21 protein-coding genes and 1 riboswitch are annotated in these 19317 nt (G+C 37.5%); of the genes, 16 read left to right on the top strand and 5 right to left on the bottom strand.

Annotated features, from left to right (window positions below; all coding sequences use genetic code 11):
- From E4661_RS13885 to E4661_RS13870, 4 genes are all read right to left on the bottom strand, one after another.
- Positions 1 to 1344: a DNA recombination protein RmuC gene (locus tag E4661_RS13885; protein WP_136468060.1), complete on the bottom strand. Its 1344-nt coding sequence runs from the start codon at positions 1342 to 1344 to the stop codon at positions 1 to 3.
- A 118-nt stretch (positions 1345 to 1462) separates the two neighbouring features.
- The gene (locus tag E4661_RS13880) at positions 1463 to 2242 is read right to left on the bottom strand and encodes an ABC transporter ATP-binding protein (protein ID WP_136468059.1); all 780 of its coding nucleotides are present in this window, start codon (positions 2240 to 2242) and stop codon (positions 1463 to 1465) included.
- Entirely contained in the window at positions 2242 to 3273 is a 1032-nt protein-coding gene (locus E4661_RS13875) for a FecCD family ABC transporter permease (protein ID WP_136468058.1), read from the bottom strand. The genes E4661_RS13880 and E4661_RS13875 overlap by 1 nt, the downstream gene beginning before the upstream one ends.
- A complete protein-coding gene (locus E4661_RS13870) occupies positions 3274 to 4437 on the bottom strand; it encodes an ABC transporter substrate-binding protein (protein ID WP_136468057.1) in 1164 nt (387 codons plus the stop codon).
- Between the two features lie 54 nt (positions 4438 to 4491).
- Positions 4492 to 4722: riboswitch (cobalamin riboswitch) on the top strand.
- Positions 4723 to 4792: 70 nt separating this feature from the next.
- Here E4661_RS13870 and E4661_RS13865 point away from each other — a divergent pair.
- Together E4661_RS13865 and E4661_RS13860 are read left to right on the top strand one after the other, a co-directional pair.
- Positions 4793 to 6670 (top strand): TonB-dependent receptor plug domain-containing protein, encoded by a 1878-nt coding sequence (locus E4661_RS13865; protein ID WP_136468056.1) that lies wholly within the window; start codon positions 4793 to 4795, stop codon positions 6668 to 6670.
- 17 nt (positions 6671 to 6687) lie between these two features.
- Positions 6688 to 7629: an ABC transporter substrate-binding protein gene (locus tag E4661_RS13860; protein ID WP_136468055.1), complete on the top strand. Its 942-nt coding sequence runs from the start codon at positions 6688 to 6690 to the stop codon at positions 7627 to 7629.
- A 49-nt stretch (positions 7630 to 7678) separates the two neighbouring features.
- Here the strand turns inward: E4661_RS13860 and E4661_RS13855 are convergent, their stop codons facing one another.
- Positions 7679 to 9190, bottom strand: a complete 1512-nt coding sequence (locus E4661_RS13855; protein WP_136468054.1) for a S41 family peptidase — start codon at positions 9188 to 9190, stop codon at positions 7679 to 7681.
- 211 nt (positions 9191 to 9401) lie between these two features.
- Between E4661_RS13855 and E4661_RS13850 the strand changes: the two genes are divergently transcribed.
- The 14 genes from E4661_RS13850 to E4661_RS13780 all read left to right on the top strand — a co-directional run bounded on the left by E4661_RS13850 (position 9402) and on the right by E4661_RS13780 (position 19201).
- On the top strand, positions 9402 to 9911 hold the full coding sequence (locus E4661_RS13850; RefSeq protein WP_136468053.1) for an RNA polymerase sigma factor: 510 nt from the start codon (positions 9402 to 9404) through the stop codon (positions 9909 to 9911).
- The gene (locus tag E4661_RS13845; protein WP_136468052.1) at positions 9898 to 10317 is read left to right on the top strand and encodes a hypothetical protein; all 420 of its coding nucleotides are present in this window, start codon (positions 9898 to 9900) and stop codon (positions 10315 to 10317) included. Before E4661_RS13850 ends, E4661_RS13845 begins: the two co-directional genes overlap by 14 nt.
- 10 nt (positions 10318 to 10327) lie before the next feature.
- Positions 10328 to 10867, top strand: a complete 540-nt coding sequence (locus tag E4661_RS13840; protein ID WP_136468051.1) for a DUF4252 domain-containing protein — start codon at positions 10328 to 10330, stop codon at positions 10865 to 10867.
- A 98-nt stretch (positions 10868 to 10965) separates the two neighbouring features.
- Positions 10966 to 11511 (top strand): DUF4252 domain-containing protein, encoded by a 546-nt coding sequence (locus E4661_RS13835; RefSeq protein WP_136468050.1) that lies wholly within the window; start codon positions 10966 to 10968, stop codon positions 11509 to 11511.
- Between the two features lie 20 nt (positions 11512 to 11531).
- Positions 11532 to 12071 (top strand): DUF4252 domain-containing protein, encoded by a 540-nt coding sequence (locus E4661_RS13830; protein WP_136468049.1) that lies wholly within the window; start codon positions 11532 to 11534, stop codon positions 12069 to 12071.
- Between the two features lie 148 nt (positions 12072 to 12219).
- Positions 12220 to 13035, top strand: coding sequence for a mechanosensitive ion channel family protein (locus E4661_RS13825; RefSeq protein WP_136468048.1), 816 nt, complete (start codon positions 12220 to 12222; stop codon positions 13033 to 13035).
- A gap of 358 nt (positions 13036 to 13393) precedes the next feature.
- Positions 13394 to 13852, top strand: coding sequence for a hypothetical protein (locus tag E4661_RS13820; RefSeq protein ID WP_136468047.1), 459 nt, complete (start codon positions 13394 to 13396; stop codon positions 13850 to 13852).
- A gap of 438 nt (positions 13853 to 14290) precedes the next feature.
- Complete coding sequence (locus E4661_RS13810; RefSeq protein ID WP_136468045.1) at positions 14291 to 15130, top strand: class I SAM-dependent methyltransferase; 840 nt, start codon at positions 14291 to 14293, stop codon at positions 15128 to 15130.
- Positions 15120 to 15332, top strand: coding sequence for a hypothetical protein (locus tag E4661_RS13805; RefSeq protein ID WP_136468044.1), 213 nt, complete (start codon positions 15120 to 15122; stop codon positions 15330 to 15332). Before E4661_RS13810 ends, E4661_RS13805 begins: the two co-directional genes overlap by 11 nt.
- A gap of 533 nt (positions 15333 to 15865) precedes the next feature.
- Positions 15866 to 16372: a hypothetical protein gene (locus E4661_RS13800; protein WP_136468043.1), complete on the top strand. Its 507-nt coding sequence runs from the start codon at positions 15866 to 15868 to the stop codon at positions 16370 to 16372.
- 100 nt (positions 16373 to 16472) lie between these two features.
- On the top strand, positions 16473 to 16991 hold the full coding sequence (locus tag E4661_RS13795; RefSeq protein WP_136468042.1) for a hypothetical protein: 519 nt from the start codon (positions 16473 to 16475) through the stop codon (positions 16989 to 16991).
- A 63-nt stretch (positions 16992 to 17054) separates the two neighbouring features.
- Entirely contained in the window at positions 17055 to 17843 is a 789-nt protein-coding gene (locus E4661_RS13790) for a hypothetical protein (protein ID WP_136468041.1), read from the top strand.
- A gap of 81 nt (positions 17844 to 17924) precedes the next feature.
- Entirely contained in the window at positions 17925 to 18344 is a 420-nt protein-coding gene (locus tag E4661_RS13785) for a hypothetical protein (RefSeq protein WP_136468040.1), read from the top strand.
- A gap of 5 nt (positions 18345 to 18349) precedes the next feature.
- Positions 18350 to 19201, top strand: a complete 852-nt coding sequence (locus E4661_RS13780) for a hypothetical protein (protein ID WP_136468039.1) — start codon at positions 18350 to 18352, stop codon at positions 19199 to 19201.
- The last annotated feature ends 116 nt before the right edge of the window (positions 19202 to 19317 follow it).

Genomic DNA, 19317 nt, shown 5'->3' with positions numbered 1-19317 from the left:
TTATATTTCAAGTTTGGGTTCTTCAAAATCATCTTCCTGAGCTCTTTTCAATATAGGTTCGGGTATTGATTTTTTGGCCTTGGCGCCCATTTTTTTGAGTTTTTCAATGCTGGTGACAATGTTACCACGACCTTCGACCAGTTTGTTCATGGCCCCTCGATATTCGGTTTTGGCTTCATCCATTTTTTTGCCCACTTTGGTCAAGTCGGTGACAAAACCTTCAAATTTGTCGTATAAAGCTCCGGCTTGTCGGGCAATTTCAATGGCATTTTTCTGTTGTTTTTCGTTGCTCCACATGGTGTCGATAGTTCGAAGTGTGGCCAACAGGGTAGAGGGGGTGACAATCACAATGTTTTGTTCAAATGCTTTGTTATACAGCGAATTGTCGTTGTTGATGGCAACGGCAAACGCTGGTTCAATAGGAACAAACAAGAGCACAAAATCTGGGCTTTCCATCTCGTATAGATCCTCATACTTTTTGGCAGAAAGCTGCTCTACGTGTTTTTTGAGCGAATTGATATGATCTTTTAAATGCTTTTCCTTTTGTTCTTCATCTGCATTGGTATAGCGTTCGTAATCCGTAAGGGAAACCTTGGAATCAACCACCATTTTTTTGCCATCAGGAAGGTGAATAATAACATCGGGCATGACTCGTGATCCATCTTCTCTGGTAAAACTTTGTTGTACGCTGTATTCCCGATCTTTTTCCAATCCCGATTTTTCAAGAACACGCTCCAATACCAATTCCCCCCAGTTCCCTTGCATTTTACTATCTCCCTTTAAGGCTTTGGTGAGGTTCTCCGCTTCTTGGGTAATTTTGAGGTTTTGGTTTTGAAGATTGAGCAATTGCTCTTTTAATGCGGAATGGATGCTGATATTCTCTTTTTGTGTGGCCTCGACTTTTTTCTCGAAAAGCTGAATTTTTTCCTGTAAAGGATTCAATATCTGCTTGATGTTTTTTTGATTCTGCTCAGTGAACTTATTGCTCTTCTCATCCAAAATTTTGTTGGCCAAGTTTTCGAATTCCTTAGTGAACTTTTCCTGAAGTTTTTCTACTTCTTCCTTTTGTTCTGTGTTTATACGCTGGAGGTTTTCCAAATCAGCTTGATAGCGAACAATTTGATTGCCCTGGAGTTCCTTTTCCCCCTGCAATTGTTTTTTTTCTTCATCAATGGATAGCAGTTTGTCATTTAAGGATTTCACGGAACCATTCAATTGCTGTTCCCGTTCCTGCCATACACTTTCGTTGGATTTGGTCTTTAGTCTTTGAATATACATTCCTAAAAACAAACCACCAATCCCAGTGATCAGTCCAATGATTATATAAATCAACTCGCTACTCATATCATTTTATTCTTCGGATAAAGATAATATTAAAGTCATTCCGACAGAACGAAGTGACGAGGAATCTAATTGAGACTTCTCACACTCGTTAAAACTCGGTTCGAAATGACAGTAGGTATTACTTATTCACTTTGAAAGAACTCGTTTTCGCATCAAACTGTACCATTTCTGATGGAAATAAGCGTTCAAAATGTTTTTGTTCAATGAGTTCACAGGGAGTTCCACTTGGATTTTCATTTCCGTCCAGTAAAACAATTTTATCGCACAGTTGAATCGCCAAATCTATTTCATGGGTGGTAAATAGAATGGTTTTTTTCTTATCGTGAGCCAGTTGCTGCAATAGTTTTAGAATTTGCACTTTATGGTAGAGGTCCAAATGGGTGGTAGGCTCATCTAATAAGATTAAAGGGGTGTTCTGGGCCATGGCCCGTGCAATCAGAACACGTTGTAGTTGGCCATCGCTTAGTTGGTGGCATTTGCGATGGCGTAGATCTTTTAATAAGAAAGAAGTTAAGCTGTCAACGATTTGTGCCCTATCCTCAGTAGTTAGAGTGCCAATCCAATTGGTATAAGGCTGTCTTCCCAAGGCAATTAATTCCTGAACTGTCAGATTTTTGGATGCTGGCTGTTCGGTAAGCACAAAGCTGAGTTTTTTTGCCAGTTCCTGTGAGGTAAATTTCTCAAGCGAGCTACCATCAATTAAAATATCTCCAGATAATTTAGGTTGAAGTTTCCCAAGCGTTCTTAAAAGGGTAGATTTTCCAACCCCGTTCACTCCAATTATCGCACATAATTGACCAGAGGAAACATTAAAATCAATGTTTTTGCAAACCATCTTGGTTTTATAACCTATGGTTAAATTCTTTACTTGAATGCTATGTGTTTCTGAGGTAGACATCAAAAAAGCATTTTACGTTTTCGTACCAACAACCAAATTACTACAGGTGCTCCAATCAATGAAGTTATGGTATTTATGGGTAATACGTTGGCTGAACTGGGCAGCTGGGCGATGGTATCGCATAACAACATCAAAATAGCGCCATATAGAAATACGGCCGGAATTAAAACGCGATGCTCCATGGTATCAAAAATCTGTCGGGTAAGGTGGGGTACAGCCAATCCTACAAAAGCAATAGGGCCTGCAAAGGCGGTTATTCCACCGGCAAGTAGCCCAGTAGCTATGATAATCATCAATCTTGATTTTTTGAGATGCACTCCAAGACTTTGCGCATAATTCTCACCTAACAAGTAGGCATTTAATTTTTTGATGGACAAAACACTCAGCAGTAATCCAACAAATACTACGATGCTTAACAATAAAACTTGCTGGCCGGAAAGATTTCCCACACTACCAAACGACCAGAAAATATAGCGTTGCAATTTATCAGCTTCAGAAAAATAGGCCAGAACGCTTACTATGGCAGTTGTAATGCTTCCAAACATTAGCCCGATAATCAGTAGCGCCATCGTATCTTTTATTCGATTGGCGACCAACATGACCACCAATAATACCAAGAAACTTCCTAAACTGGCGGCCACAGCCATCGAAATATCATTTATATAGGTGTACGAAGCCATTCCGGATAGAACCGAACCGCCCATTAGTACCAAAGCGGCTCCTAAACTGGCCCCTGAACTGATGCCCAAAACAAAAGGACCTGCCAATGGATTACGAAACAGTGTCTGCATGAGCAACCCACTGATAGAGAGCCCACCTCCAACTAAAACTGCAGTAAATGCCTTTGGAACGCGAAAATTCCAGATAATGTAGTTCCAAGAATCAACCTCTGCGGAAGAGCCCAATAAAATTGAAAGGGTATCCCTAAATGGGATGATCACGGACCCTGAACTGACATTCAACAACCAAGCGAAGCATAAAGCCAAGCTGATCATAAGGAAGGAAATTCGATATGTCCGTGTGGAAAGCATTTAACGTAAGGGCATGAAAAAATGGGGTTGATAATTGGTCAATAGCCCCGGATGTAGAATAAAAATCAAATCCTTTAAAACCAAATCGGGACGTTGCGGAGCGAGTTCATAAAATAACAGGCCTCCGGTGGCGCCTTTTTTTACAGCATTGGAGTATACTTTCTTGTTTTTAAAAGCTGAAAATTGTTCGTAATGGTTGTTGGCAAGAGACAATTCTTCATAACTCGCATGCAAGGAAGGGTTGAACCAAAAATCTGCCTGTGCCCCCTTGACCAAAACGGCTTCCAGGCTTAGACCAATGCTTCCTGTATTATCAGTATCGGACCATAGATAATCAGCATTAGCATCCTTTAAAAATTGAGCCATCCAACTGTTTCCGCCCGCTACATGCCATACATCTTTGTACAATCCCCCTGTAAGCACAGTTGGTTTTTGGGTAATTTTTTGGGTCAACAGTTTGGCTTCATCATATGAACTTTCAATATTTCGAAAAATACTGTCGGCTTCCAGTTCCTTGTCAACAAAAGGAGCAAAAAACTTGATCCATTCTGCTTTTCCTAAAGGAGTTTTTTCGGTCCAATCTCCATTATAAATAATGGGAATCCCGGATCGCTGTAGGGTTTCATAAGCTTTATTGGTGTCGTTGATTCCGAAACCGATGATTGCGTCAGGGTTAAATTCCAAAATTACTTCAGTATTAATGTCTTCGTTGGTTCCCAATTCCTTGATTTGTCCTTGTTCAATCCGCTTGCGTGCTGCGGGCGAGGAGATTAAATCGGTCTTGGGAAAACCTGTAACAACATCCAAGGCCCCCAGCGCTTCCAAAGATGAAATATGGGTTGTGGAGGTAATCACCAAGTTTTCCACAGGTGTGCCCACAATGGCGTCATAGGCATCTGCGGGCAGGGTAATGGAGGCCAACTTGTCTTTAGGAACAAGGGCATAAGTAAAGCTTTCTTTAGCATCTGGCCAAGGTGACGAGACCTTTACAATGGTAATGTCTCCAGAATTTTCGATGCTAAAACCCGAAGCATACTTTAATGGTGATTCATCCTGTTGTAAGGGCTGTTCAATGGGTTGTGGCCTCTTTTTTTCTCCACAAGAGGAAAGAAGTGCGATAAAAAATGTCCCAAGACAAAGGGATACAAAGTGATTTTTTGACATAGCCCAAAAGTAAGATTATTTAACTTTTTCAAAAAAAGATTAAACAGAATGATTATTTTCGTGCCGAATTTTGGTTTGTGCGTGTTTTTTTGCATGATTAAAAGGGAATCCGGTGTAAATCCGGAGCTGTTCCCGCAACTGTAAGCTCAGCCAGATTGATGATGATATTTCTAGAGTGTCAGCATCGAGAAGGTGCTTGCCGCAACTTCAAAACCACTGCCCTTTGGGTGGGAAGGTAGTGAGCAAGACGCAAGTCAGGATACCTGCCAAATTCAAACAAACATTGTTAAACTTTCGGGATAAAGGTTTACGTATGGGACAGCATACTATTCTCCCGTTTATTCACTTAAACGAAATGAAAAAAAATTATTTATTGTTATGTGCCACTTTTGTGGCGGGTCAGGGTCTTTCTGCACAGGAATCGCAGCAAGATGAGACTGAAGTACAGCAACTACAAGAAGTGGTTGTGAGCGATTCCCGGTTTCAATTGAAACGGGAAAATTCAGGTAAAACGGTCATTAAAATCTCAGCCGAAGAGCTCGAAAGAAACCAAGGAAAGACCATTCCAGAGATTATTAATGCCAAGAGCGGAATTGAAATTGCAGGGAGCCGAGGAAGAGACGGCTCCGTATTTGGGGTTTTCGCACGAGGGGGTAGAGGAAGACAGGTTTTGATAATCATTGATGGAGTTCGGGTGTCCGACCCTTCATCCTTTTCACGGGAATATGATTTACGATTGTTGTCTCCCGCGAACGTGGAATCTATTGAAATAATAAAAGGTGCTGCTAGTACCTTGTATGGTACCAATGCCGCCACTGCGGTCATTAGTATTACGACGAAGAAAAGCTCCGATGCGAAAATAGCCGGGAGTATTCAATCCACTATAGGGACAAATCAGACCAAGGAAGACCAAAATTATAATTTGGCAAGTTTTGGCAATGCCGTTGCAGTAAACGGAACGCTGGATAAATTCTCCTATAATGTTGGGTTTTCCAACCGTTATTCAAATGGACTTTCAGCGGCGGTCACACCTGAAAATGATGAAGATACATTTTCACATTACAGTACTGATCTTAAGCTAGGATATCAGTTTTCAGATAATTTTGAAATATCCATTTATGGAAACCAAACAAAATTTGATACGGAGTTTGATGATGATAGGGCAGAAGCTACCAATCGTTCCAAAGTAGATCAAGAAAGAGTAGGTATTTCTTCATCGCTTAAGTATAATAACGGTTCCATTCACATTAATTCTGCGTATACCGATTATGAAACCAATTCGAGTACCGGTTTTGGAGAAAGTGTATTGGATGGAAAAAACCTAGTCGTTGATTTATATAATAAATATGTTATTGATAATAAATGGCATACTATTTTAGGTGTAAACTACTTAAAGGATGAAGCTGTTTTTAGTAATGAGGCCGAGCTTTCCATTCTAGACCCTTATGCCAATGTGGTCTACGTCTCTGATTTTGGATTTAACCTGAATACTGGAGCTAGGCTAAATACCCATTCCGAATATGGGAATCACTTTGTATATAACGTTAATCCTTCATATGCTTTTACCACGTCTAATGGATATGTAAAGTTATTGGGGTCGTATGCTACTTCCTATATAACACCGGGGTTGATTCAATTGTTCGGAGATTTTGGTGCGAACCCTAATTTGGAACCCGAAGAAAACAGAACCATTGAAGGCGGTGTGGAGTACTATGTTAATGATAAAATAAGGGTAAGCGCACTTTATTTTGATCGTAATGAGAAAAATGCAATAGGCTTTGACTCCTCTACTTTTCAAAGTATCAATATTTCTGATGAAATCGATGTAAACGGTGTTGAGGTGGAAGCTCTTTGGGTAACAAGCAAAAAGCTAAATATCAGCACAAACTATACCTATACCAACCGTCAAGGTGATGATGCAATCCGTATACCCGAACATAAGATAAATGCACTGTTTGATTTCACTTTTTCCGATACAATGAATGCTTCATTGCGCTATCAATACGTTGGGAGCAGAACTGATAGGGTTTTTCCTCCGTTTCCCGAGCCTTCCTACATCGTAGATTTGGATTCTTTCTCTACGGTGGACTTGTATTTTTCAAAAAAGATTATGAAGGAAAGAGTTACCTTATTTCTGAATGCAACGAATTTGTTCAATGCGGAGTTTACAGAAGTTTTTGGTTTTACGACCAGAGGTAGAAACTTGAGCGCTGGACTTAATCTTAGCCTATAATTTAATAACTTGATGCCATGCTAAAAGTTTGTTCGTTCTTACCGGCTGTGACCCAAATGCTTTATGATATGGGTTTGGAAGAGCACCTGCATGGCATCACTTTTGAATGCCCACAACAGGCTTTAAAAGAAAAAAAACCTGTAGTAAGGTGCGTACTTGAAGGGAAAAACCTATCCAGTATAGAAATAGATGCACTTTTTTCTGCGAGTAAGCATCAGGGAAAGGATTTGTACTATGTGGATGAACCCCTTTTGGAAGAGATTGCACCAGATATCATCTTTACGCAAGACATGTGTGATATCTGCCAGATTGATACAGCATGCACCGCGGCAGCTGTAGCTAATTTAGAGAAACAACCAGAATTGATTTCCATAAGCCCGGAATCGTTGGAAGATGTTTTTGAATCAGCCATCACAATAGCGAAAGCGTTAGGGAAAGAAGAAGTTGCCTATACTTACTTGGATGGATTACACAAACGTATCGACGTTGTAGTGGACGGATTAAGAGCAGCTAGGGCACTTCCTAAAAGGGTAATGCTTATGGAATGGTTGGACCCCATTTTCAATTGTGGACATTGGATCCCTCATCAAATTGCCTATGCTGGGGGAGTGGATATGCTTTCTAATCCTTCGGGAGATAGCATTGTAACCCAATGGGATAAGATTGTCAAATACAACCCTGAAGTTTTGGTGATTGCGCCATGTGGATTTACAGTTGACCGTACTCTTGAAGAATTACACCTACTGGTGGAAAAGGAGGGTTGGAGCAATTTAAAAGCGGTCAAAGAGAATGCAGTTTTTATTGCTGACTTTGATATGTTTACCCAATCTTCGGCAAACACCTTGGTTAATGGTATTGAATTGCTAGCTGGTCTTTTTCATCCAGAGGTTTTAAAAGTTCCTGAAAAACTCTCTAAAAAATACAGTCACTTCAAGACGGTTAAGGTAACCCAAGAATAAAACATGTTCCTTAGTATAAAAAGAAAGCGGCTAAAAGGCCGCTTTCTTTTTATTTGTTTAATCGTATTGGTTTGTCCAAATACATATTGTCTCTTAGTGGGGTTTCAATTCTAGAACTAGTTAAGGTTTTTGCAGGCATTTGTACCGAAAAACTCTGTTTAGAGGCCGCGCCTGTAATCTCTTGAATGGCCCTTGCCAATAGAGGCTCATTTTCATCTCCCAGCTCACCAAGATTGGCTAAATCTTCTTCTAGGAAAATAGTAGGAGCTAAACCAGCTGTGTAATCAAAAAAGCCATCCGCATTTTCGTTTCGTCCAACCAAAGGCTGTAAAGCCCAACTGTTTTCTGGATTAATTTCGTCTTCCCGATTCCGGGAATATGCAAAGGCGTTACCTGGATCGTCGACAAGCGTAATTGAAAATTCGTTTTTTCCACGGGTAGTTTCCCCAATATGAATAATATCTATATAAGGAGCTAAACTGTTCATGACCAACTCACTTGCTGATGCAGAACCATGGGTGGCAATCACATAAATCTTGCTTAGGTTTAATGTGTTTATAGCTGCACCGGAGTTGTTGTCGCCAATTCCACTAGCAAAATAATCTTCTAAGAACTCTTCGCTCAATTGGGGTTGGATTTTATTATTATACCGTTGTCTTATATACAAATCATCGGTATTGGCTCCATATATCATACTTGCCAAAAGCCTTGAAGTGTTTACAGAACCTCCCGGATTGTATCGCATGTCAAGAACTAATTCTGTAGCTCCATCCGCTACGAATTGACCGAATGCGTTATTGAGCTGTTCATCAAAACTTCTTAGAAATCGATTGTACATAAGGTATGCAACTTTAGTCCCATTAACATCTAAAGTCTTGGCCACTAAGATAGGATCTTCAACTTGGTTTTCGATTTTTGTCAATGTAACCTCTTTGTCATTATCATCTATCTCAGTACCATTTATATCGGCCATACCCAAAGTATAACTGTTGTTGCTGCCGAATAGAAGATTACGGTAATTGCCCAAGGTAAGCTGTTGTCCATCAACACGGGTAAAAATATCGCCGCGTTTAATGTCTTTTGTGGATGCATCAGAGTTTGGAACTATATATTGTACATAGCCGAAAAGCAAATTATCATCATCTGAAAAGAGCTGAACTCCAAATTCTAGACCATTACTTTTAGAAACTCCCGATAAATTATTTACCAACTCTCTATAATCGTCGCCAAGGAAGCTGAAACGATCAATGGAATTCTCTTCTCCAAATATGACAGAATGCCTATTACATATTTGATAATAGAAATCCCGAGGATTTTCAGTCGCCGCCAAAAACTCCGTATACTCTTGATTATTCGAGAATCTATCGTCTGCAAGATCATCTACATCAGCTTGCCAAAAGTACCAGAGATTCATTGCACCCCACATGAAGTTTTGCACCTGTACTTCTTCAAGTGTAGCAGTAGGTGGATTGGGATTGGGATTTTCTATGCTGCCACCGTTGTCATCACTGGAGCATGCAATAAGTAAAAAGGCAAAAAGGGGGAAAAGTAATTTTTTCATAGCTAAATTTTGATAAGAACTATCAATTATCATTCCATATAAATTGAAAAACATAATATTTATGTGGTATAATTTTCTAAATTCTTACAAATTGAAGTCACAAAATAGATACATATCAGGAGAATACAAATTTTTTGTAACAAAATTCGATATGTGTCGTCGTGATAATGTAAGCGAAAAATTTTAAGCCTACAACGACTAAGGAAACCTAATGAAACAAGCCGAATTTTTAAATGTGGTAATGCCCTTTAAGGACAAATTATACCGACTTGCCAAAAGGTTGTTGGTGTCACGGGAAGAAGCGGAAGACGCTACACAGGAAATTTTGCTAAAGTTATGGTCTAAAAACGAGAGTATGGGTGAATATAAAAATGTAGAGGCCTTTGCGATGACCATGACAAAGAATTTTTGTTTGGACCGATTAAAATCTAAGCAAGCGGGCAACCTAAAGTTGGTGCATAGTAACTATACTGATGAAAACACCTCCCTGCAAGGCCAAATTGAAGCAGAGGATAGTGTAAGATGGATGGAGCGCATTATGGAAGAGTTACCTGAACAGCAAAAAATGGTGCTACAATTGCGAGATGTTGAGCAATATGAGTTTGAAGAAATATGTGAGCTTTTGGACATGAAACCGACCGCAGTAAGAGTAGCGCTGTCAAGAGCTAGAAAAACAGTACGACAAGAACTAGTTAAAAAACATAACTATGGAATTGGATAACATAGAAAAATTATTGGAAAAGTATTTTGAAGCCACCACTACGGTAGCTGAAGAGAAAATACTGCAGGCTTATTTTTCACAAGAAAGTGTTGCAACACATCTGGAACAGTACAAGCCTATGTTCAACTACTTTTCCAACGCCAAGGAAGAACGGTACACAAAGCAGGTTCCATTAAAACCTAGAAAAAACTATTACAAGTGGATTTCCGTTGCGGCCGTAGCAGTTTTGACCTTTGGCATTTATTTTGGTAATCAATACCAGGAACAAAGACAGGCAGAGTATGCCTATCAAGAAACCAAAAAGGCTTTTGAACTCTTAGCGGAGAATTTTGGAAAAGGCACAGAAAAGGTAGCCTATTTACAAGAGTTTGAAGTCGCAAAGCAGAAAATTTATAACAACAAGTAAAACGTAAAAAATGAAAAGGAATATTATAATCTTTTTAATAGCTGTATTACCACTTTCAGGTTTTTCCCAATCACTATTCGATAAATTCGAGGATTTGGACGACGTGACCTCGGTAGTGGTGAACAAAAGCATGTTCAACCTATTGGCGAAGATAGATGTTGAGGTAGATGATCAAGAAGCACAAGACTTTATGGACATCGCCAGTAGCCTTAAAAGTTTGAAGGTGTTTACAACAGACAATAAAGAAATTGGCGATGACATGAAATCATCTGTGAATAAATACCTGAAAGCTTCGACGATGGAGGAATTGATGCGTGTGAAGGACAAAGATGCCAATGTAAAATTCTACATTAAGCAGGGTAGAGATGACGATCATGTAAGCGAGTTATTGATGTTCGTTACAGGTTTGAAGGAAGTTAAGGCAGATGGTAGAAAGTTCGAGACGGTATTACTTTCCCTTACTGGAGATATCGATTTGAACAAAATCAATTCGTTGACCAATAAAATGAATCTTCCAAAGGAACTGAACAAAGCAGGTAAAAAACAATAAACATTTTTCAGTTGGCAGAAATCAAGTTCGTACAGCATTCTGATGACTTAGAACTGATATCTGACAGATGAAATCGAAATCAATCAAAAAACATCAAAATGAAAAAAGTAATTATAATACTGTTGATGGGCGTGCTCCCTTATTGGGGAGTTTCTCAATCGGTACTCGATAAATTCGAAGATTCTGACAGAATCGGAACAGTGACTATTAACAAAGGTATGCTTGAGCTGGTAGCGCAAATGATGGCCGATGACAAAGATGAAGATACTCGAGAGTTTGTAGAGTTGGCAAAAAGTATAGAAAACATCAAAATTTTTCTCTCAGAAGACAAGGGAGCGGCTGCTGATATGGCGGTTACCATGAAGCAATATGTAAAATCTTCAAAACTTGAAGAATTGATGAAGGTCAAGGATGGAGATACCAACTTGAGGTTCTACATTAAACATGGGAGAAACGATAATAGGGTTGAGGAATTATTAATGTTTGTTACCGGAATAGACGATAAGAAACATGGAAAAAGCCATCATCGCGACATAGAAACTGTGCTGTTGACCATAACAGGAGACATTGACCTTGCCAAAGTAGGTTCATTGACCAGAAAGATGAAACTTCACAAGGGGTTGGAGAAATTGGATGAAAAATAACAACAATCAAAAAAGAACAGATGAAATATATGTTTAAAAGTTTAATGATTGCAGGGGCCATACTATTGGCCTCCTGCTCATCACAGCAAAGTCTACAGGAGTATTATGTGGACAATTCCGAAAACCCCAATTTCATCGTGGTCGATGTTCCAGCAAGTATATTAAAGATGGATGCGGTAGACTTGACCGAAACACAGCGGGAAGCTGTGGAATCTCTTCGTAAATTCAATCTTTTGGCGTTTAGAAAAACCGAAGAAAATGCCGGAGAATACAAAACGGAGACAGCCAAGGTAAAAGAGATTCTAAAGAATGATGATTTTGTTGAATTGATGAAAATCAATTCCCAATACGGAAAAGGAGTCATTAAGTATTTGGGGGATGAAAATGCCATAGATGAGGTCATAATTTATGGAGATAGTAAGGATAAAGGTTTCGCATTAGTGCGAGTTTTGGGCAAGGATATGAACCCGGCCCATATAGTGCAATTAATACAGGCCATTCAAAAATCGGATTATAAAGGAGAGGGATTAGGTGAAATAGGTGAGTTTTTGAAAGGATAAACAATATAAACATCAAAAAACGGAATCAGGGTAACTTAAGTTACCCTTTTTTTGTGCAAAATGTTCTGGTAATGGATTTTATGTGACCTTCTTTTTATATTAGTGTCTCACTCACAAGAAAACACTAACAAATTTAAGTACACCGACTATGGAAAAAGCACAAGAATGGATTAATTACGGATTAGATTTGGCCAAGGAATTTGGACCAAAGCTGATAACAGCAATTCTCTTATATATTGTAGGTTCATGGGTTATTAAAAAAATCCTTGGGGCCACGCGAAATATGATGTCCAAGAGCAAGTATGATGAATCGCTACAGAAATTCCTGCTCAACCTTATTTCATGGGGTCTCAAAGTATTCTTGATTCTACTGGTTATCTCACAGTTGGGCGTGGACGCAACCTCTTTTGCCGCTGTTATTGCGGCCGCAGGTTTGGCGATTGGTTTGGCTTTACAGGGCTCACTCTCCAATTTTGCCGGTGGGGTATTGATCATGATTTTTAAGCCCTATCGTATTGGAGATTTAATTGAGGCCCAGGGAGCTTTGGGTGTGGTAAAGGAAATTGAAATTTTCACTACTAAATTGGTTACCCCAGAGAATAAATTGGCCATTGTGCCTAACGGAGCCATGGCGAACGGAAATATTGTCAATTACTCCGCCGAAGGTAAAATTCGAGTGGACACTGTAATTGGTGTAGGTTATGGAGAGGATATTAAAAAGACCAAAGAGGTGTTGTTGAAGGTATTGACTTCCAATCCACAGGTATTAACAGAGCCGGAACCTACCGTAAATGTGCTGGAATTGGCCGATAGCTCCGTAAACTTTGCGGTACGTCCGTTTTGCAAACCAGAGGATTATTGGGATGTGTATTTTGCCACCTATGAAAATTGCAAATTGGCCTTGGATGAAGCTGGAATCGAAATTCCTTACCCACATCAGGTCGAAATCCACAAAGAAGGATAACCATCACATTGCGTGGTCATCCTGAGCCTGTCGAAAGGGGTCGGAGAAGGGAAATTATTGTCACACTGAGCTTGTCGAAGTGTGCTGGGAACACGCAAAGTTAATTTTGCCACATTGAGCGTAGTCGAGATTTAAATATTCTTGACTGCGCTCAAATTGTATTAGATCAAAACCACTTTCATCAATTCGTAACTAGTACCCATTGATTCAAGCTGGATTTTTAAACTAAAAACCTATAACTTCACTTATTGTGGGATATGAATCATTAAAACGAATTCATATCCTTTTAGTTGGCAGTAAACTTGACAAAAATAACGCAACTAAAGGGTGTTTTTTTTATCTTCAAATAAACGCACATATGAAATCTTATTCTTCAATCAAAACATCAACATTTTTAATGGTTTTCACTCTTATATTTAACAGTTGTTCAAACGATAGTGATGAAATTATTTACGATTTGACTGGAAATTGGAAAGTAATCTATTTTATAGATAATGGAAATAAAATAACTAAGACAAAACAGAACACTTGGTTAGACTATAACAACGGAGATATAACCGCTAACTTTACTGAACCTCAAAATGACGGGAAAGGAGAAATTTCAGGTTTTAAAGTCACAAATGGCTACAGTGCCCAATTCGAGATTAAAGCCAATGGGAAAATATCAATTGGAGCAGTTTTCCAAACATTTATCAATGAACCTGAATGGACTAAATTATATCAAATAAGTCAGGCTGAATACTATGAGGTAAAGAATTCTCAACTTTTAATTTATTATAATGACAAAAAAAACGTCATTGCTTTTGAAAAAAAATAAGATTTTATTGAATTAAGTCCAAAAGTGGAATGAAAAAAGCTTATTGCGACAATGGCTATAAGTAATTGCTTGTTCTCGACTACTTCTGAAAATCCGTGAGGATTTTCAGCTTTGTGTGTACTTGCAAAGTTATGTGCTAAATCAAGCAACTACTTATAGTCGAGACCGATAAGTGCAATCAAAAAAACTCCGAAAAAAATTACTTCAGAATACCTACCTTTACAACCTGTTTTATTATTAGAACATATTATCTGTGTTTTTGTCCAAAGGACAAATGAGTAACTAGTGCCTAGAAACTATCTTTTTTTTTTGGCGCACAGATAATCATATCCAATCATTTCATCAAATTTTAAACAAAGCAATTGATTAAAAATCGATTGCAATATCACTTTGTGATGTATGCAACATTTCAACGTGATATCAATACAATGATTAAGAATGCCTAGTAAACAGTTAATAAGCAGAAGTATAGAAGTCTTTTATAATAAAGCATCCGAAGAAACTAGGCTTGACAAAGGAATGGGAGTATTCGAGTTTGAAAGAATCAAATCACTTATAGAAAAATACATCCCATCTTCACCTTCAAGAATAATTGATGTAGGTGGCGGAACAGGTAAATATTCGGAATGGCTTGCCAAGAAAGGACATCAAGTTCATTTGGTTGAACCAGTTCCAAAGCATATAAAAATCGCAAAAAACAGGGCCAATGCCTCAAAGAATAAATTTTCGGTTCACCTAGGTGAGTCCCGAAAATTGGAGTTTCCCAATAATTTTGCAGACCTTATAATCTTGCACGGACCGCTGTATCATCTTCAAAAAAGAGAAGATAGAGATGCGACAATACGCGAGGCAAAGAGGGTTTTAAAAACTAATGGGATTGTATTGGGTTTTGCCATCAATTACACCGCATCGACTTTGGTAGGTTTATTAAACGGCCTCGTACATAAAAAATCTTTTTTTGAAATGTGCAAAGAAGAGTTGACAACAGGAATACACAATCCCCCTGATGATTTCCCTTGGCTTTTAGCCGAAGCGTACTATCATAAACCAGAACAGTTCAGGGATGAATTTACAAGTCAAGACCTGACCTATCTTAACATGTATGCCGTGGAAGGAATGGCTTGGTTGGACAAAGCTTATTTTGCCAATATGACAAATCCCAAAAGAAGAGAAATATTATTGGAACTTATTAAGATAACCGAGAATGATAGCTATCTGCTACCTTTTAGCCCTCATATGATGATAGCGGCAAAAAAACCAACTACTTATGGAAAATAAGGAAATCTATTATAAAGCTTTACTGGAAAATAAGGGTCGACTTAATGAAATTGATCTGGGAGAAAGAATGGGCTTTGATGAAAATGAAACAAGAGAACTCATTGCACAACTTCTATCCGAACATAAAATTGAATATGTTGAACATAGAGCCTGTAGTTATAGGCCAATAAGAACATCAAAAGGAAGAAATATTGGTGGTTAAATATATAAGCATAAAAAACTCCTTCCCTGTCATCCAGAGCAATGTCACACTGAGCCTGTCGAAGTGTTGTCGAAGGAAAGGGAAGGTGGACGAAGGACGGAAGGGATGTATTGCCCCTTTCCGCCCACCCGGCAGACACCTTTCCCTTTAAAGGGAAAGGAACGATTGGTTTCTTATTGCAATGTCATATCGAGTGTCCACCTTCCAAAGTCTCGTGCGGAGGATAGGAAGTCAAGATACGTTACATTTTGGCTGCGCTCAAATTGTATCAAATCTGGAACTACTTCCATCAATTTATAACCGGCATTCGTCAATTTGGGCTGGATTTTCTCAAATATTTCTTGAACTTCATGTACTTGTGCTGAACTGAATTCAGGATAGCTTAGGTCATATAGGTGGACCGATAGGATTATTGTTTGGAATAATATTTAGCATAAGACAAAAAATCAAGAATAAAAATGAACTTTATTAAAGCAGAAAAACTCTTGGTCACATTGTTTGCCATAATTGCCTTTTCAGTAAAAGGACAACAATTGGATATTAAGACTAAAACAGAAATATATGACTTTGTAAAAAAGGAAACGAAATATCTACACTCACTCAAGTTTAAAAAATATTTCAAAAACTTCAATGATTTGGATGATTTTGTAGAAATGTTTGAAGGTGAAAAAATAAATAGGAATAGACATGTAAAAATAAATAGGCGGAAATTAAAAAAGAAAAAGGGGAATTATTCTAAGTCCGAACAAGTTATAATGACTCCATTTGAAGAATTTTTCAATGATTTTAATGTGCATATTTTGACGAAAGAAGATGTTGAACAAGATTCTAAAAAAGTGGCTATTACCAAGCAACTTGGAATGGATATTACCAAGAACTGGAACCCTAAAATAGAATTTACTGAGGAAAGATATCTTGTTTGTCTTCTTCCCAAATTTGATTCTTCAAAAGCTACCGTGCCTAAATATGGTGAATTTATGATGCTCCAAATACTTGAAAAAAAAGGAAATAAATGGAAAGTGTACTCATCTTGGAATTAAAAATGACCCCGTCTAGATAAAAATACCATATGATAAGATATATAGTTTGCACTCTTCACTATACGCTTTATAACTATGGCGCTACCTGAAATTATTTTATATGGAGTTCTGGCTTAAAATATATTTGATTAGCACAGTTGTTGCTTTGGCTTTCCCTAATCAAGTGGTAGGTCAAGCCTGTGGAGGAGGAATATATCGGATTGAAATTTACACCTTAAATGGAACGGCTGAAAAAGATTTTAGGTATGAAATTTTCCCTGCAAACAGTCATTATGTAGATAGGGAACTCTCAGGAAATGCAGGGCGCAAAAGAATTTGTGGTAAGATAATTAATACTGAAAAGTCAAAAAGATTAATCGATACTTCAAATGTATCCAGATGTAAGAATTTCAAAAAATTACTTGAACTGACTAAGAACAAAGCAACCGGAAAATTCAATAACGGCAAAATAGCGTTTAACACAGAGGAGTTGCTCGAATTTCATTGTATCATTAAAATTAGTGACAAAGATGACGAACTCTACTTAATAGCGAATCCTTTTGGTGGATGCGATAGAACTATACTGCTAATTTGGGATAGCCAATACAAAAACTTTTTTTGTCTAGAAAATGACAGATGATAAAACCCAAACTGCACTGACATGAAGTTTAGCTACAAACATTGTAAACCATGAAAAAACAATATGAACAAAATTTTGATAGTATTAATTCTTGGACTTGTAACCTTAAGTTGTTCTAAAAACAAGATTGAGAAAAAAGGATTCCAGGTAAACGAAATTACGGAAGATGAAAGTGGACAAAAAATTGTAGGACTCCAAATCGACTCATTAAAACTTGAAACACAACCGAAAAGTGTGTTGCTGACTTTTAATGACGCACATAGATTAACACCAATCTACAAGGTGAATTACGATAAGAAAACAAAGAAGCCATGGACAGGATCAATTGGTTATCACAACAGCTGGGATTATGATCCAGAGGAAGGAAATAATTGGAACCGCAACTTCATGCCAGGGTTTGAGGCCATTTATGGATACAATTTTGTAAATGTCTCCCATTACAACAACGAAACAAAAACAGAGAACAAGTTGTTTAAAAAACCTGTTTTGATCAAGAATCTGTATTATCCTGCTTTTTCAAAAGACACATTAAACTACGAAGCGCCCGTAAAAAGAGAATTTTATATGGTTTCGGTTTATGATGAGGATACAAACAAAGACGGATTTATCAATGTAAAAGACTTAAGAAGGTTTTATCATTTTAACATAAACGGACTTGATAAAAAAGCGTTTATCCCACAAGATTATTCTGCTCTGAGCTCAGAATACGACTGGGCAAATGACTATATGTACGTATTTGCAAAAAAAGACACGAACCAAAATGGACAAGCGGAATCGAATGAACCAACCGAGATATTCTGGATTGATCTAAAGAACCCTGAAAATTTCGGAAAGCATTATAACGCTAAGTAAAAAAACGGGATGTACAACGTATTGTTGAGAGTTATATCTGCGAAACTACTTGACCGTTGCAAGCAATTAAAACCTAACAAAATGAACAGGAGATTTTCAATACCGATACTATTCTCATTCATAATCCTAGGTTTTGGATGTAATCAAGGAAAACAACACAGACCTAAACACCCAAAGCTTCTAGGGGCACAATCTGTTTACGTTGGTGAGCCTATGGATCCTGAAGCAGCTAAATATGTGCAACTTGCAAATTCAGATAACGTAAAAATTGAAAAGCGAGAGCATTACATGATCGTAACAGCATGGTATATAGCTAATGCTTGTGGTAAAAGCATTCCGGATTTGAACTTCAAAAACGACACAATCAATCTTACTTACAATGAGACATCAGAAGAACTCTGCATGTCGGTGTCAATCGAAGAAATCACCTACTTTGTCGACAACAGAGACGATAAAAACTGGAAAATCATTAAAACGAATTCATATCCTTTTAGTTGGTAGTAATTATGAAACATGGTATAAGAAAAATAAATCTATTTATGATAATCATGTTTTCTGTTTACGGAGTGCATGCTCAAACTAATGATACTATCGTTTATTATTCAAACAAAACTATTGCATATAAAAAGCAAAACGATTCGGTATTCTTTTATAACAGCTTGGGAAGTTTAAGAAAGGTTATTGATTTAAAGAATAAAAAAATAATTCCCCATGGTTTACCAAAAGAAGTTCAAGACATTGTTTTTGGAGGTAAAATTCCCGAAAGAGTTGAAGTTTCTGAAGAAACTTTCCCTACCTATCTTTATACCCAAAAATATATTGATGCAGGGGTTGTTCTTTGTTCTAAACATATATTTTATAACAATTTAGGATTAAAAATAGGTTATGAAGAAGTTTGTCCCGATGATACAGGTGGCTCGGATTATCATTTTGGAGATAAAAACATATATGAATACAACAAATATGGATTGCTTACAAGAAATGAAAATACCATTTATGAATATAACGAAAATGGTCAGTTGATTAAAGTTGGTTATAGAAAAAACGATACTTCAAAAGTGCATTATTATAAAGAATATAGATACTACAATCATAGATTATCAGAATTATCAATTCATTCTTCCAATGGGAAAAACAAAGTAATCAAATACAGCTATAATAGCAATGGATTACTATCGGAAATCATTACAGGTAAGTATTCTAAAATTGTACTCGGATATAACAGGAATGAAAAAATAATTAAAGTGACTAAATTAAAAATATTTACAGGTAATATATATGAGCATAATTATCTTACCTATGTTTATGATATGAACAACAGAATTATCAAAGTTTTAATAAATCATGAATTGTACTAGCCACTACTTAACCTGACAGTTGTGGTTAATCTGACACTTGAAAAGAACCTTTAAGCTCATTGTATTCGATGAGCTTTTCTTTTGCTAAAAGTATGGAATCCTCAAAAGTCTGCAAA

The organism is Flagellimonas onchidii (genome assembly GCF_004804315.1).
Classification (GTDB): domain Bacteria; phylum Bacteroidota; class Bacteroidia; order Flavobacteriales; family Flavobacteriaceae; genus Flagellimonas; species Flagellimonas onchidii.
The sequence above is the reverse complement of the archived record's forward strand: the minus strand, read 5'-3'. Positions and strand labels throughout refer to the sequence as shown.

What these genes read in the sequence shown, in the direction of transcription:
- E4661_RS13835 (WP_136468050.1), top strand. Translation starts at nt 10,966, where the DNA reads ATGAAAAAAGTAATTATAATACTGTTGATGGGCGTGCTCCCTTATTGG.
- E4661_RS13850 (WP_136468053.1), top strand. Translation starts at nt 9,402, where the DNA reads ATGAAACAAGCCGAATTTTTAAATGTGGTAATGCCCTTTAAGGACAAA.
- E4661_RS13865 (WP_136468056.1), top strand. Translation starts at nt 4,793, where the DNA reads ATGAAAAAAAATTATTTATTGTTATGTGCCACTTTTGTGGCGGGTCAG.
- E4661_RS13795 (WP_136468042.1), top strand. Translation starts at nt 16,473, where the DNA reads ATGGAGTTCTGGCTTAAAATATATTTGATTAGCACAGTTGTTGCTTTG.
- E4661_RS13785 (WP_136468040.1), top strand. Translation starts at nt 17,925, where the DNA reads ATGAACAGGAGATTTTCAATACCGATACTATTCTCATTCATAATCCTA.
- E4661_RS13860 (WP_136468055.1), top strand. Translation starts at nt 6,688, where the DNA reads ATGCTAAAAGTTTGTTCGTTCTTACCGGCTGTGACCCAAATGCTTTAT.
- E4661_RS13840 (WP_136468051.1), top strand. Translation starts at nt 10,328, where the DNA reads ATGAAAAGGAATATTATAATCTTTTTAATAGCTGTATTACCACTTTCA.
- E4661_RS13870 (WP_136468057.1), bottom strand. Translation starts at nt 4,437, where the DNA reads ATGTCAAAAAATCACTTTGTATCCCTTTGTCTTGGGACATTTTTTATC.
- E4661_RS13790 (WP_136468041.1), top strand. Translation starts at nt 17,055, where the DNA reads ATGAACAAAATTTTGATAGTATTAATTCTTGGACTTGTAACCTTAAGT.
- E4661_RS13780 (WP_136468039.1), top strand. Translation starts at nt 18,350, where the DNA reads ATGAAACATGGTATAAGAAAAATAAATCTATTTATGATAATCATGTTT.
- E4661_RS13855 (WP_136468054.1), bottom strand. Translation starts at nt 9,190, where the DNA reads ATGAAAAAATTACTTTTCCCCCTTTTTGCCTTTTTACTTATTGCATGC.
- E4661_RS13880 (WP_136468059.1), bottom strand. Translation starts at nt 2,242, where the DNA reads ATGTCTACCTCAGAAACACATAGCATTCAAGTAAAGAATTTAACCATA.
- E4661_RS13845 (WP_136468052.1), top strand. Translation starts at nt 9,898, where the DNA reads ATGGAATTGGATAACATAGAAAAATTATTGGAAAAGTATTTTGAAGCC.
- E4661_RS13805 (WP_136468044.1), top strand. Translation starts at nt 15,120, where the DNA reads ATGGAAAATAAGGAAATCTATTATAAAGCTTTACTGGAAAATAAGGGT.
- E4661_RS13820 (WP_136468047.1), top strand. Translation starts at nt 13,394, where the DNA reads ATGAAATCTTATTCTTCAATCAAAACATCAACATTTTTAATGGTTTTC.
- E4661_RS13825 (WP_136468048.1), top strand. Translation starts at nt 12,220, where the DNA reads ATGGAAAAAGCACAAGAATGGATTAATTACGGATTAGATTTGGCCAAG.
- E4661_RS13885 (WP_136468060.1), bottom strand. Translation starts at nt 1,344, where the DNA reads ATGAGTAGCGAGTTGATTTATATAATCATTGGACTGATCACTGGGATT.
- E4661_RS13830 (WP_136468049.1), top strand. Translation starts at nt 11,532, where the DNA reads ATGAAATATATGTTTAAAAGTTTAATGATTGCAGGGGCCATACTATTG.
- E4661_RS13875 (WP_136468058.1), bottom strand. Translation starts at nt 3,273, where the DNA reads ATGCTTTCCACACGGACATATCGAATTTCCTTCCTTATGATCAGCTTG.
- E4661_RS13810 (WP_136468045.1), top strand. Translation starts at nt 14,291, where the DNA reads ATGCCTAGTAAACAGTTAATAAGCAGAAGTATAGAAGTCTTTTATAAT.